12 protein-coding genes and 1 tRNA gene are annotated in these 13,326 nt (G+C 62.5%); 5 read left to right on the top strand and 8 right to left on the bottom strand.

What is annotated here, in order from left to right:
- The first annotated feature begins 292 nt into the window (after window positions 1-292).
- The 4 genes from ACUIAF_RS01415 to ACUIAF_RS01400 all read left to right on the top strand — a co-directional run bounded on the left by ACUIAF_RS01415 (window position 293) and on the right by ACUIAF_RS01400 (window position 5,500).
- Complete coding sequence (locus ACUIAF_RS01415; protein WP_445338802.1) at window positions 293-1,747, top strand: LCP family protein; 1,455 nt, start codon at window positions 293-295, stop codon at window positions 1,745-1,747.
- Window positions 1,748-1,868: 121 nt separating this feature from the next.
- Window positions 1,869-3,080 (top strand): LCP family protein, encoded by a 1,212-nt coding sequence (locus ACUIAF_RS01410; protein ID WP_445338801.1) that lies wholly within the window; start codon window positions 1,869-1,871, stop codon window positions 3,078-3,080.
- A gap of 237 nt (window positions 3,081-3,317) precedes the next feature.
- Complete coding sequence (locus tag ACUIAF_RS01405; protein WP_445338800.1) at window positions 3,318-5,144, top strand: FtsK/SpoIIIE domain-containing protein; 1,827 nt, start codon at window positions 3,318-3,320, stop codon at window positions 5,142-5,144.
- A gap of 77 nt (window positions 5,145-5,221) precedes the next feature.
- Window positions 5,222-5,500, top strand: a complete 279-nt coding sequence (locus ACUIAF_RS01400) for a WhiB family transcriptional regulator (RefSeq protein WP_015021978.1) — start codon at window positions 5,222-5,224, stop codon at window positions 5,498-5,500.
- A gap of 129 nt (window positions 5,501-5,629) precedes the next feature.
- Here ACUIAF_RS01400 and ACUIAF_RS01395 read toward each other — a convergent pair whose 3' ends face one another.
- Window positions 5,630-7,117, bottom strand: a complete 1,488-nt coding sequence (locus ACUIAF_RS01395; protein ID WP_015021979.1) for a sensor histidine kinase — start codon at window positions 7,115-7,117, stop codon at window positions 5,630-5,632.
- 168 nt (window positions 7,118-7,285) lie between these two features.
- On the opposite strand from ACUIAF_RS01395, the gene trhA reads away from it, so the two are divergent.
- Window positions 7,286-8,206, top strand: a complete 921-nt coding sequence (gene trhA, locus ACUIAF_RS01390; protein ID WP_198204189.1) for a PAQR family membrane homeostasis protein TrhA — start codon at window positions 7,286-7,288, stop codon at window positions 8,204-8,206.
- A 151-nt stretch (window positions 8,207-8,357) separates the two neighbouring features.
- Here the strand turns inward: trhA and ACUIAF_RS01385 are convergent, their stop codons facing one another.
- The 7 genes from ACUIAF_RS01385 to eno form a co-directional block, all read right to left on the bottom strand.
- On the bottom strand, window positions 8,358-8,837 hold the full coding sequence (locus ACUIAF_RS01385; protein WP_015021981.1) for a GreA/GreB family elongation factor: 480 nt from the start codon (window positions 8,835-8,837) through the stop codon (window positions 8,358-8,360).
- Between the two features lie 105 nt (window positions 8,838-8,942).
- The gene (locus ACUIAF_RS01380) at window positions 8,943-9,350 is read right to left on the bottom strand and encodes an FKBP-type peptidyl-prolyl cis-trans isomerase (RefSeq protein ID WP_024627330.1); all 408 of its coding nucleotides are present in this window, start codon (window positions 9,348-9,350) and stop codon (window positions 8,943-8,945) included.
- A 90-nt stretch (window positions 9,351-9,440) separates the two neighbouring features.
- Window positions 9,441-9,526 (bottom strand) — tRNA-Leu (locus tag ACUIAF_RS01375).
- A gap of 24 nt (window positions 9,527-9,550) precedes the next feature.
- A complete protein-coding gene (locus tag ACUIAF_RS01370; RefSeq protein WP_445338799.1) occupies window positions 9,551-10,552 on the bottom strand; it encodes a Ppx/GppA phosphatase family protein in 1,002 nt (333 codons plus the stop codon).
- 11 nt (window positions 10,553-10,563) lie between these two features.
- The gene (locus ACUIAF_RS01365; RefSeq protein WP_445339138.1) at window positions 10,564-11,172 is read right to left on the bottom strand and encodes a DUF501 domain-containing protein; all 609 of its coding nucleotides are present in this window, start codon (window positions 11,170-11,172) and stop codon (window positions 10,564-10,566) included.
- A gap of 184 nt (window positions 11,173-11,356) precedes the next feature.
- The gene (locus tag ACUIAF_RS01360; protein WP_445338798.1) at window positions 11,357-11,911 is read right to left on the bottom strand and encodes an FtsB family cell division protein; all 555 of its coding nucleotides are present in this window, start codon (window positions 11,909-11,911) and stop codon (window positions 11,357-11,359) included.
- 103 nt (window positions 11,912-12,014) lie between these two features.
- Window positions 12,015-13,310 (bottom strand): phosphopyruvate hydratase, encoded by a 1,296-nt coding sequence (gene eno, locus ACUIAF_RS01355; protein WP_445338797.1) that lies wholly within the window; start codon window positions 13,308-13,310, stop codon window positions 12,015-12,017.
- Window positions 13,311-13,326: the final 16 nt, after the last annotated feature.

The raw sequence follows: 13,326 nt of genomic DNA, 5'->3' as shown, positions 1-13,326 counted from the left end.
CTATTTTTAGTTGTACTGCTGTATCGAGTGTCTATAAAACCACTCATAGCGACCCCCCAGTCCCTAGTGTGTTTACACACTTTTATTACAGCCGCTGCAGAGGTCTTCTGTCAACCCCTAAATGACTGCAAGCGCAACTGGGCAACACGTGGAGGCGGCCGTATCGCCCGAAGAGGAGCTGCGGATGGGGGTCAGACTATACTATGACTGGTTTAAGCACGCGTTACCGCCATCCCGGTCCTTTCAGCCGGAATGACCCCTACAGCGACAGCCGATGAGGAAGGCATAACCATTGACGTCCCCAACCAGAAAGATGGGTCTGCCCAACATCAAGGCGGGCAGGAACGGCAAGCCCCAGCACAGCGATGGGTTCCGCAGCAGCCACTCCCTGCGCACGGGCATATGTCTGGCCCTCACCTTCGTTCTTTGCTTCCTGGCCTCTACGGTGGCGGCCTTCTGGACCGACATCAACGGTCACATGCACGTGCTCGAGCCCATCAGCCTGACCCAAGGCCATGGAACCCCTGAAGACATCTACAAGGGCAAAACCTTGAACGTCCTGGTACTGGGCCAGGACACCCGCGAGGGCAAGGGCAATTCGGTCCTGGGCGGCGGCGGGGATGACCTGGAGGAGAACCACCAGTCCGACACGGCCATGGTGGTCCAGATCGCAGCCGACCGCTCATATGTGAACGTGGTCTCCATTCCCAGGGACTCCATCGTGAACGCACCGGCATGCGTCACCAGCAAGGGCGAGACCATTCCGGCCCGCCACCAGGTCATGTTCAACTCCATCTTCGCTGACGGCTACAACCAGGGCGGCGATGTGAATTCGGCCGCCAGCTGCTCCCTGGCCGCGGTCCAATCCCTGACCGGCCTGGACATCCAGCAGTTCGTGGTGGCCGACTTCAATGGATTCAAATCCATCATCGACGCCCTGGGCGGAGTGGATATATGCATCCCCACGGATACCAAGGACACCTACACCGGCATTGACCTGAAGCAGGGCCTGCACCATCTTGACGGAACCCAGGCCACCGAGTACGCCCGTATGCGCCACGGAACCGGCGCCGACGGATCAGACATCATGCGCACCACCCGTCAGCAGTACCTGGTCAAGAGCCTGGTCAACGAGGCCAAGACCGTCGATATTTATTCAGACCTGCCCAAGGCCTACCGTCTGACCACCACCTCCCTGTCAACCCTGCAGCTGAGCGAGGGCCTGGGCAGCTTCCAGACCCTGCTGGGCCTGGGCAACTCGCTCAAGCATATAGACACTGCGCATATCTACGCCAGGACCATACCCGTCGAGGAATGGTCCCAGGACAGATACCGGGTGGTGTGGACTGACGAGGCCGACACCATCTGGCGGCTGCTCCGGGAGGGGAAGCCCTTGACCCAGGCCAACGAGGCTGCAGAGTCGGCATCCTCATCGGACAAGCAGGCCGGCAATAATCATGATGCCCAGAGTGACCAAACCTCACAGGGTTCCACCCGGACAAGAGGCAACAGCTCTGACACAGGGGACGGCACCCAATCCCCATCTGCGTCAGCCACCGCTCTGCCCAAGCCCGATCCCCGTACCGGACTGATCACCATGCCTGACAAGACCCTGATTGATCCGGACACGGGCGGAATCGTGGATCCGGACGATGGAGCCATCAAGGACGCGAACACCGGACAGTACATCGGCATGGCGGACCGCTACCTGTTCGCTACAGTCTGTGCCGTTCCGGCGCAGAGATAGCCGATTAAGCCCCCTGGAGTCATTCAGGCATGCTATTGCTTACCTAGTCGGCCAAAGGAAGGTAAAGGGTATGCGGACTGGATCAGACCAAGGAGGACAAGGACAGGAGCCTCCTAGCTTCATGCCCGCCGGACATCACCGTCCGGCGGCCGACCCCAGAGGCCCAGGTAGCGAGGCCAGACACGGCCATAGCCAGACTCCTCCCAGCTTCTCCCCCTCCTCCGGGACTGGGCATCAGCCGGCGCAGACCAGCAAAGCCCGGAAGGCCAGACGCACCAGCGGCTCCTCCAAGACCACACCCAAGCCAACGACCATGGCTGCACCTGTCGGAAACGACAGGAGCAGCAGAAGCGGCCGGAACATGCGCAACGGCACTGCCCTCGTCCGCAGACACCCCGTGCGCAGGTTCATAACCATTTCGCTGTTGGTCCTGCTGCTGGCACTGGTCGTGCTGGCGGGTGGAGGATGGTTCTGGATCAATGGCAGACTCACCCGCGACAAAATGCTGACCGATGCCTCTGACTCAGTAGCCGACACCTGGCTCCTGCTGGGGTCGGACCAGCGCGACGGTTCTCCGGGAGCCGGACAGGATGACAGCATCACCGGCTTCCGCACCGATACCATCCTGGTGCTGACCAGGCCACGCCACGGAGCCGCATCCTTGATTTCAATCCCCCGGGACTCCTTGGTCAAGCAGGACGGGGATTACATGAAAATCAACGCAGTGGCCTACACATCGGGCTACCGGGCCCTGACGGGTCAGATCGAGGACATCACCGGCCATAAGGTCAATCACGTGGCCCTGATTCGCTTCGGAGGCCTCAGTAAGGTGGTCGACGCTCTGGGCGGCGTCAGGCTTTGCTACGACGCAGACGTCAACGACCCCAAATCAGGCATGGTCTGGTCCAGTGGCTGCCATCAGGCTGACGGCGGTATGGCCCTGGCCTTCACCCGCATGCGCTACTCGGATCCCAAGGGGGATTTCGGGCGTGCCGAACGCCAGCGCCAGGCCATTTCGGCCATCGCCGCCAAGGCACTCAAGCCTTCGGTTATTCTCAATCCGGCTACGGCCGGCAAGGTCCTTTCGGCGGGGCTGGATGCCTTGGTGGTGGATGAGCAAACCAACCCCATAGATCTTGTGCGCATGGTCCTGGCCTTCCGTAGTGCCAGCGGCAGCAAGGGCGTCACCGGAAGCGTCTACTGGACAGATCCCGACTACTATCCGGGCGGGGGTATAGGCTCCACCGTTCTGCTAGATCAAGCCCAGAACACCGATCTATTCAACCAACTGGCCCAGGGTAGCCATGCCCCAGGAACCGTCGGTGGCATGTAGCATCCACCACCAATCCCAGCCACATTCCACATTCGACCACATGCCAGGTTTACCCCGGTGCTCCCCAGTCAGACCCTTCATGCTGAAGACATGATAAAGGCCTATTCATCAGCACATGCATTTCCGTTGTCTACCGCCGGGCCGAGAGTCGCGGACAAGGCTGCTGATGGCGATTGGCATCCTGCTGGCATCAAAGAGCGAAAATCCAAAAGGGGAAGGGCCCAGGTCATTCTGACCTTGGTTGCCCAAACGGCTCCAGCACTGGCCCAGGCGGGCATGATCTGGTACGTGGTCGGCCAAGGCCGCTGGATGTTGCTTCTCCTCTTGCTACCCAGCCTGACAGGTACCCTGGCCATGGTGCTTTTGAGCCTGTTGCGAACGCATCGTCAGCCATCGCAATCTCTCCCCGCCCAGGCACAATTGGAATACGGCATAGCATCGAATCGTGCATCCCCATCGACAAGCACGGAGGACCAGACACAACGGAATCTGACTGAGCTGGCCTCCTACCCAGGCCCTCGGCTTGAGTCCCGACTGTTGGGATCAGGGGCTTCAGGGGCACACGGCCTGCTCTGGCAGGGCATCGTCCATGCCTGGCTTGCCGCATCAGGGAAAACGGCACCGGCAGTCATCGGTGTCCGTCCTGATCACAGTCCGCTGGTCATCGATCTGCCGCGCGACGGACCCCACGCTCTGGTGGCAGGCACCACCGGATCAGGCAAGTCGGTCTTCCTGCAGACCTGGTGTCTGGCCCTGGCCGCCAGTCAGCCTCCGGACAGGCTCAATCTGGTCCTACTGGACTTCAAGGGCGGTGCCGGATTCGGCCTGTTGGCCCGTCTGCCGCACACTGTGGGCTGCGTGACCAATCTTGATCTGGATCGGGCCGTACGGGCCCTGAACGGCCTTCAGAGGGAGCTGGAACGCCGCCAGCGCCTGGTTGCCAGAGCAGGGGTGGAAGACACTGCCCTGATGACCGACCCACCGGCGCGACTGGTGGTGGTCATCGACGAGTTCCAGACCCTGCGCCAACTCCTGCCTGACTATCTGGACAGGCTGACTTCGTTGGCCTCCCAGGGCAGGTCCCTGGGCATGAATCTGGTGGCCTGCACCCAGCAGACCATGGGGCAGGTCAACGCTCAAATGCGGGCCAATATGAACCTGGGAATCTGTCTGCGAGTACGGGATCCCCTGCAGTCCAGGGAGTTGCTGGGCTCCTCCTGCGCTACAGCGATTGACCCTTCCTGCCCTGGTATGGGCTTTCTGGAGCATGGCCTAGGCCCGCAAGCCTTCCGCACCTGCCCAGCGGCTGACCCGCAGACCCTGGTTGGCCAGATCATCAAGGCCAGTCGCTTCTGCGACAACCGACCGCCGGCGCCGCTCTTCTCCCCTCCCTTGCCAGAACATGATCCGGCCTGCGGAAAGATCCTCTGGCAGTCGGGACGGCCTCTGATACCCCTGGGACACATGGATGACGGTGTTCTGCTCCATCTCTACCGCCTGTCGCTCAAAGGTCATACGGCCCTGATCGGACCGCCAGGGCGAGGCAAGAGCACCCTGCTGGCCCTTCTGACTCGTTCCCTGCTCACCCTGCTGAAGCCGGGAGCCCGGCCAGAGCCAAACTTCGATCTGCGCATCACACGTCGAGGCGCCCACAGCTACAGCAGCCGGGACTTCCCGGGTCCGGTGCCGGCACCTCCTCATGGCCGGCAGGGTGACGGCCGTGGGCTGGTTTGGATTCTTGACGATGCCCAGGATCTGCTGGATCCGCTCTGTCAGGATCCTCTGGCCTCGCTTTTGCGTGAGGCTCTGGGACAAGGGGGCACCACGGTGGTTCTGGCCGTGGACACAGCCAGCGCCCTACGCAGACCTGAGCGTTTCAGCCGTCGTCTGGTGTTCCCCTGTGGCGAACGCGGAGCCGACCTGGCGGCTGGCATCCCCGCCGATCAGCTGGCCAACCTGTCCACTCGGGCCAGTGCCATTCCTGGACGGTGTCTGGTTCTGGAGGGGGGTCTCGCCATTCCGCTACAGGTGTTCTCTTTAGCCGTAAAACAAATGAACCCTTGAAAAAAGTCACTCATCGTGCTTATCTTGCATAGGGTAGTGATAAAGCATCGATAAAAACTTCTTGGAGGCTTAGGTAGATGAGTAATGCGTTTGATTGGCGCGCCAAGGCTGCTTGCCGTGACAAGGACCCTGAGCTGTTCTTCCCCGTCGGCAACACCGGTGCAGCCTATCAGCAGATCGAGGAGGCCAAGGCTGTCTGCAGGACCTGCAAGGTCATTGACGCCTGTCTGAAGTGCGCACTGGACACCAATCAGGATTACGGTGTCTGGGGCGGGCTGAGCGAGGACGAACGCAGGGCTCTGAAGCGCCGGGCCATGCGCGCGCGCAGGTCCCAGGCCATGCAGATGCAGTCCTGAATCCTTCTCGATTGCGCCAAACAGCAGAGGGGCGATGGCTTGATGCCACCGCCCCTTTCTTTTCCTGAAATGCAACCTTCGGTTACAGTCTTCCTGACTACAAGGTGCCCCGTTTGAAAGTACCCTGCATCACACGTCCTGGGCCACGCGCAGCTTGATGTTGATGACCACCCGGGTGCCACCATCCCGGCGGGGTTCCCACTTGACCGTGCCCCCGAAGTCGTTGGTGACGAAGGTGTTGATGATCTGCGTGCCCAGCCCGGACCCGGTGGAACGAGCCTGACCCTGATCCGATTCGGTGCTGTAGCCGTTGCCGTCATCCTCGACCACCACGTTGAGGTTGTTGCCGCCCCGGCCCACCGATATGGTGATATGCCCCTCGTCACGGCCCTCAAAGCCGTGCTCGACCGCGTTGTTGACCAGCTCGGTCAGCACCAGGGACAAGGGGGTGGCATCCTGGGCGGGCATCATCCCGAACTTGCCCACGTAGGAGATGGTGATGTGCTGGTCGCTCGTGGTGGCCAGGTCCACGCTCATCTTCAGTAGGTTGGCGATCACCTTGTCGAAGTCCACAATCTCATCGGCGGTCTGGCTGAGGCCCTCATGAACCACGGCGATGGTCTGGACGCGGCGCTGGGCCTCCTCCAGCTCCTTGCGGACTTCGTCGGACTTGGTGCGCCGGGCCTGCAACCTCAGCAGGGCCGACACGGCCTGAAGGTTGTTCTTGACGCGGTGGTGAATCTCGGAGATGGTGGCGTCCTTGGTCTGCAGCTCCTTCTCCCTACGGCGCAGCTCGGTCACGTCCCGGCAGAGCACAATGGCGCCGGTCCTGCCCTGCTTGCCATACAGGGGCAAGGAGCGCATGGAGACGGCCGACCCGTTGGCGTCCAGCTCCGAGTCCACGGCCGCCTTGCCCGACAGGACCAGTGGCAGGGAGTCGGGCACCGGATCGTTCTCCTTGAGCAGGGAGGTGCCGATCTCGCTCAGGTACTGACCAATCATGGTCTCCACCGAGCCCAGCCTGCGGAAGCAACTGATGGCATTTGGCGAGGCGTAGCGCACCACGCCGCTTGCCGTCAACACAAAGAAGCCGTCGGCCACCCTGGCGTTGTGCCGCTGGTTGAGCACCGAATCCGCGTAGGGGAACTCGCCGCGGGTGATCATCTCGAAGAGCTCCTTGCCCGCATTGATGCTCTCGCTCTCATAGCGGCCATTGGATTCACGGGTGGCCATGTTGGTCTCGCGGACCACCAGGCCCAGGGTTTTGCCCTGGTGTCGGATAGGGGCGTAGACGTCGCAGACCGTGGCGCGGCCGATGGTGCGCAGCTTGTTGGACCGCAGCACCCCCTTGGACCGCATGGCCGCATCCAGCTCCTCACGTCGGTCCGCCGGGAAGTGCTCTCCCACCACATCCTCGGTGCGCAGGGACATGACCGTGGAGGGTCGGCACTGCTCGGCCACGGTGAACTCCCCCTCGCCGGTACGCAGCAGGAGCAGCAGGTCCGCAAAGCTCAGATCGGCGATGACCTGCCAGTCGGCCACCAGGTGGTGGAGCCACTCACGGTCCTCCTCATTGCAGTCGTCGCAGGATGCCAGAATCTCGGAAAAATCAGCCATGCCCTCCATCATACAAAGGGCCCTGGGAAGCAGACAGGCGGGTCATGCCAAGGGCGATGATGACATGCGCGTCCGATACACAGGTCTGGGGTAGGGTGGTTCACGGATGTTTCACCCCTGCGATCCGACCCGACAGGCCGGAACCAGTCAAGGGGCCAAGGGAGGGCCATGGCAACCAGGACCAGCGAGGACGGCAGACCGTCCGAGGATCAGGAGGTCGACCCCGATCTCGAGCGCCGTCGCCAGCAGCGCCGCCAGGAGCTGACCTACCTGCGCCGGGATGCAGAGGTGGCCCACGAGGCCCATCTGCAGGCCCGGGCCGATGCGGTGCGTGCCAAGGCCAAGGCCAAGGCTGCACGGATCCTGGCCAAGGCTGAGATCAAGGCCTCACGAATCGAGGGAATCCCCGACATGGAGATCGAACGCAAGGTCCGTCTGGATGTGCACGGCCGTCCCAAGCCCCTCTTGCGCGGCTGGATCCACGCCGTGGCCGCCCCACTGGCCCTGGCCGCCGGCATCGTGCTGATCTGCCTGGCCCACGGCACCGGCCTCAAGCTGGCCTGTGCGGTCTTCATGGTCGCCTCACTGGCGCTCTTCGGCAACTCGGCCCTCTACCACCTGGGCGACTGGACCCCGGGTACCACGGACGTGCTGCGCCGCCTGGACCACGTCAACATCTTCCTGCTCATCGCCGGCACCTACACGCCGATCTCCTTCGCACTGGACCCCTTCTGGCGGCGGATCATCATCCTGGGCATGTGGGGGGCCAGCCTGGTGGCCATGATCGTCCACGTCTTCTGGATCGAGGCTCCCCGCTGGCTCTACACCCTGGTCTACGTGGTCTTCGGAGTCTCGGGTGTAGGTTTCCTGAAGCTCTTCTGGGACTCCCCCATGGCCGGTCCGCCCGTGGTATGGCTGATCGTAGCCGGCGGCCTGGCCTACATCCTGGGGGCTGTGGTCTACGGGCTGCGCCGACCGGACCCCTGGCCTCGGGTCTTCGGCTTCCACGAGCTCTTCCACTGCGGGACGGTCATCGGCTACGCCTGCCACATCGTGGCCATCTACCTGGTGGTCTGCAACCTACGCTGAGAGCAACTCTCCAGTTGAACCGCCTTTTCAACAAGGACAATGGGCCAGGATCAAGAATCAAGCAGTCACCCATAGACGAAGCCGCCCTCCGTCGACGATGGCGGGGAGCGGCTTCATTCAGGTCGGGTCGGGACAGTAAGGGGTGGTCCCGCTACTTGAGGGGCCTGGCATCCTTGACGGTGACCGAGATGTCCTTGCCATTGGGTGCCTTGTAGGTCACGGTCTGGCCCTTCTTGGCACCCATAAGTGCCGCGCCAATGGGCGACTCGGGGCTGATGACGTCATAGTCGGTAGCCACGGTCAGATCCCTCGATCCCAGCACATAAACCATTTCGTTACCGGCCATGGTCAGGGTCACCAGCGAGCCGTTGCCCACCGTGCCCGCCTTGGGGGCCTTGAGGATCTTGGCATTGCGAAGCTTGACGATCAGCTCGTTGATCCGCCCCTCGTTCTTGCCCTGCTCCTCGCGGGCAGCCTGATAGCCGCCGTTCTCGCTCAGATCGCCCTCGGCCCGAGCAGCCGCGATGCGTTCGGTGATCTCGTCGCGGTACTCGCCCTGACGGTGATCAAGCTCCTCCTTCAGTTTGTCGTAAGCAGCCTGTGTCAGCAGAATCGTCTTTTCCTCAGCCATGTGATTCCTCCTTGTTTAATGCACTTGTCTCTTGGCCCGACCTGAACTGCAAAGTCAAGGGTATGAAAAAGGCGCCGGCCCTCACCGGCGCCTGGAGACCTCTGTCTACCGTGTCGATATGATGTCGATCACGAAAACCAGGGTATCGTCGCCGCCGATGCCGGCCTGGGGCATCCCCTGACGACCATATCCGTACTCCGGCGGAATGGAGACCACCAACCTGGACCCCACGTTGTGGCCAGGCACCGTCTGGTCCCAGCCGCGAATGACCTGCCCCACGCCGATGCCGAAGCTGGCCGGCTGATGACGCTGGAAGCTGGAGTCGAAGACCTGATCCGAACCCCAAACGACACCGTGATAGTTGACGGTGACGGTATCGCCCTTGCGAACGACAGGTCCGTCCCCCTCGACCAGCTCCACGGCGCGCAGCCCGCTGGGCGCCGGACCATGGAAGGTTATGGTCGGCGTGGCGCCGAATTCGGCGTTCACCTCGGGCATGGATTGGTCACTCATGACAACTCCTTTGGTTTTCTTGCGTACCAGAGTATCGGTTCGTCGGCCGGGTGACAAGTCGCGACACTGCCGTCCAAGCCGATGAGGCCTTGGTGCCCCGGGTGGGAATCGAACCCACAAGCCGGTGAAGGCGGCGGATTTTAAGTCCGATGCGTATACCATTTCGCCACCGGGGCCGTAACCCATAACGCCTTAGTATATCATTCGCGCAGGAGGGTCCGACCGTAGTCCAGGACCAAGCCATCCAGAAGGCCATGCTCGCTGGCCACATAGGTTCCCGAAGCCAACGCACAGGGGCTGGCCTGGCCCAGCCGCTCCAGCAGACGGCTCCAAATCAAGGCGCCGCCGCCGATCACATCCACACGGCCGGGATGGATGGTCTTGAGTTCCCGACGCGCCTGCCGACTCATGTTCAACACCTGGTCGTCAACCCTGCGAGCCGCATCGACTGAAACGGACCGGCCGTCGACGGCATGGCGATCATAGACCTCGCATCCCAGGGCCAGGGCGCTCATGGTGGTGACCGTGCCGGAGACTCCGATCAAGCTGCCTACCCCGGCTACAGGAACCTGGTCGAAGGCCCGGTCGATCCAGCCGTCAACATCCTCAAGCGCCTGGTGGATCTGCTCCTTGGTGGGCGGATCGTCCAGCAGATGGCGCTCGGTCATCCGCACGGAACCGATGTTCATGGAATAGGAGGCCCTGACCTGGTCCACGGGCAGATCGCTCCCGTCCCCGCCCAGGACCAGCTCGGTGGAGCCGCCACCCAGATCGACCACCAGGTAGGGCGCAGGAGGCATGTCGGCGCTGACCCGCTGCTCCAGTACGCTGACCGCGCCCAGAAAACTCAGGGAGGCCTCCTGGAAGCCGCTGATAACCTCGGGCTTGACCCCCAGAATGGAGCGCACTCCCTCCTCAAAGCTTTCGCGATTGTGGGCATCCCTGGTGGCCGAAGTGGCCACAAAGCGAAGGCCATCCACCGGGTGATCCTGCAGCTGCCGGGCGAAGAGCCGGCAGGCCTCGAAGGCCCGATCCAAAGCCTGGTCGGAGAAGCGGTGGTTGCGGTCCACGCCCTCCCCCAGCCGGATGACCCGCATCAGCCTGGGAGCCACCGGATGGAGCCCCTGCCGATCCACCCGGGCTATCAGCAGCCGTATGGAATTGGTGCCGCAGTCCACGCCCGCCACCGTAACCTGATCCATGGAAGCCCCCTTCATTGGTTCTCCTGCCGGTTCTCTTGCCGTGATGCCTCGGTCCAAGGCTGGGCGCACCTGCAGACCTGCGGATCAAACGCCTGACGCACCAGGTCCAGAACCCGGTCGCCCAGGGGATTGACCCCAGGGCCCATGACCAGGGACTGGGCGGTCAGAGCATGCAGACACTTGACCCTTTTGGGCATGCCACCGGCAGAGATTCCGGCGATGTGACTCTCGTCGTCGCCCAGACGCTGGGCCAGGGCAGAGCGGAAGGCCAGATAGAGCTCGTGGGCCCTACGGTAAGCGCTGGCCAGACGCGGATCCGAGCTCAGCTCTGTATTCCAGTCGGCCATGACGCCGTCAGCCTCAAGTCGGGAGACGGCCTTGACTGCCTCAGGACTGGTCAGATAGCAGGTTGTTGGAAAGGGCGTGCCATCTCCCAGCTGGGGCCGGGTGACCACAGCCAGTGGATTGCCACAGACGCAGCGGGCCCCCACTGCCACCATGCCCCGCGGATAGCGACCCAGCTGGCGGTTCACGACGGCTATCTGATCCTGTATGGCCGGGGTCGCCAGAAGCTCATGGACACGATCCCTGACCGCCGCCAGGTCCTGGTCAGTAACCAGGCCAGAGACTTCGACCTCATTCTGCCCGACCTTGGGCTCGACCCGGACCTTGTCTGCGGCTTGAGATTCCACTGCTGCCTGGGGCCTTCCCTGGGCCTTGATCACGCTGTCCTCATCTTTCCTGATCGTTTCCTGCTACTAAGTTCGTTAACCAATGGCGTGACGCAATTCGAGCCTTCGGAATTCACTGCGCTCCCCCGCCCTCGGATGGAGAGGGGTCATCAGAGCCACCTGGACTACTTGAACCAGATGGACTGGCAGAGCCGGTCGGACTGGATTGCCCCTTGCCCCTATCGGCAGCAGGATCTTGGTCGGCCTTGGCGAAGGAGTAGGCCATCTCCTGATACCAGGGCAGGGAGTTCTTCCTCGGGGCCCGGACCCCCTTGCTTCCGGCCTGGTCCTCGTCCTTGTTTCCCGTGACCGCCTCCGGATGCAGGACCCGGATGGCATCCTCGTCGGGGAAGACGAATCCCAGCCGATCCCGGGCCTGGGCAGTCACATAGGCCTTGTCATCCCAGCGTCTGATCTGGTTCTCCAGATCACGTTTGTGCTCGACAAGCTGGGCCTGCTGGTTGCGCAGGCCGTTGAGCTCGGAAAGATTGATGGCGTAGGCGTGGAAGGTGGAGACCAGCTGAATCAGCCCGAGGGCCACGATGATGACCGCCACAAAGAAAGTGATGGGTCCCAACGACCGCCCGCATGTCCGCCGGTCGGCGCCGTCACGTTTATTGTTGGCCATACCCATAAAAATACCCGCGGCAGCCGACGCGGACCACCACGGGTGAGAGACTTCAGGGTCGGGTCAAAACCTGCAAAGGCTCCGAGACCCGACCAGCACGGCCTTACTTGGTGTACTTCTTGCAGGCCTTGAAGGCGCTGTAGCCGGCGTACTCGGCGGTGGAGCCCAGCTCCTCCTCGATCTCCAGCAGACGGTTGTACTTGGCGATGCGCTCGCCACGAGCCGGAGCACCGGTCTTGATCTGGCGGGTGTTCTTGGCAACGGCCAGATCGGCGATGGTGGTGTCGGAGGTCTCGCCGGAACGGTGTGAAACCATGGAGGTGAACCCGTTGGCAGTCGCCAGCTCGATGGCGTCCAGGGTCTCGGTCACGGTGCCGATCTGGTTGAGCTTGACCAGCAGGGAGTTGGCGGCCTTCAGGTCGATGCCCTTCTGCAGCCTCTTGGGGTTGGTCACCAGCAGGTCGTCGCCCACGAACTGCAGGCGATCGCCCATGGCGGCGGTGATCTTCTGCCAGGCGCCCCAGTCCTCCTCAGCGAAGGGATCCTCGATGGAGACCAGCGGGTACTTCTCGATCAGACCCTGGTAGTAGTCCAGCATGTAGTCGGCGTCGCGGTCCTCGCCGTCGAAGTGGTACTTGTCGGTGTCCTTGTTGTAGAACTCCGAGGAGGCCACATCCAGGCAGAGGCCGATCTGTTTGCCGGGCTCGTAGCCGGCGGCCTGAATGGCGTCGACGATGTACTTCAGGGAGTCCTCGTTGGACTTCATCTTGGGGGCAAAGCCGCCTTCGTCGCCCAGGCCGGTCTCATGGCCGTCCTTCTTTAGGATGCCCTTGAGGGTGTGGTAGACCTCGACGCCGGCGCGCAGGGCCTCCCGGTAGGAGTCGAAGCCGTAGGGGGAAATCATGTACTCCTGGATGTCGGTGGCGAAGTCAGCGTGGGCGCCGCCGTTCATGATGTTCATGTTGGGCACAGGCAGGATGTGGCCGTTGGTGCCGCCCAGGTAACGGTAAAGAGGCAGTTCGGCGGACTCGGCGGCCGCATAGAGCGCAGCCAGGGAGACGCCCAGAATGGCGTTGGCGCCCAGCTTGCCCTTGTTAGGGGTGCCGTCCAGATCAATCATGGTCTCGTCCAGGGCGCGCTGATCGGTGGCGTCCATGCCGATGACGTTGGGAGCGATGGTCTCATTGACCGCCTTGACGGCGTCCAGCACACCCTTGCCCTGATAGCGCTTCTTGTCGCCATCCCTACGTTCCCAGGCCTCGGCCTCGCCGGTGGAAGCACCGGAAGGAACCAGACCACGCCCCTCGGCGCCGTCCTCAGTCTGCAGAACGACCTCGACGGTCGGGTTGCCACGGGAATCAAGAATTTCGCGCGCGAACACGCTTTCAATTGCTGCCACAACTGCTCCTTCAATA

The sequence above is a fragment of the Bifidobacterium sp. ESL0822 genome, from assembly GCF_052606675.1.
This window is presented reverse-complemented; position numbering and strand designations above follow the sequence as displayed.

Bases quoted from the DNA above. Each gene is read 5' to 3' on its own strand.
- ACUIAF_RS01360 (WP_445338798.1), bottom strand. From the start codon at position 11,911: ATGGCCAACAATAAACGTGACGGCGCCGACCGGCGGACATGCGGGCGG.
- ACUIAF_RS01400 (WP_015021978.1), top strand. From the start codon at position 5,222: ATGAGTAATGCGTTTGATTGGCGCGCCAAGGCTGCTTGCCGTGACAAG.
- ACUIAF_RS01385 (WP_015021981.1), bottom strand. From the start codon at position 8,837: ATGGCTGAGGAAAAGACGATTCTGCTGACACAGGCTGCTTACGACAAA.
- ACUIAF_RS01395 (WP_015021979.1), bottom strand. From the start codon at position 7,117: ATGGCTGATTTTTCCGAGATTCTGGCATCCTGCGACGACTGCAATGAG.
- trhA (WP_198204189.1), top strand. From the start codon at position 7,286: ATGGCAACCAGGACCAGCGAGGACGGCAGACCGTCCGAGGATCAGGAG.
- ACUIAF_RS01370 (WP_445338799.1), bottom strand. From the start codon at position 10,552: ATGGATCAGGTTACGGTGGCGGGCGTGGACTGCGGCACCAATTCCATA.
- ACUIAF_RS01380 (WP_024627330.1), bottom strand. From the start codon at position 9,350: ATGAGTGACCAATCCATGCCCGAGGTGAACGCCGAATTCGGCGCCACG.
- ACUIAF_RS01410 (WP_445338801.1), top strand. From the start codon at position 1,869: ATGCCCGCCGGACATCACCGTCCGGCGGCCGACCCCAGAGGCCCAGGT.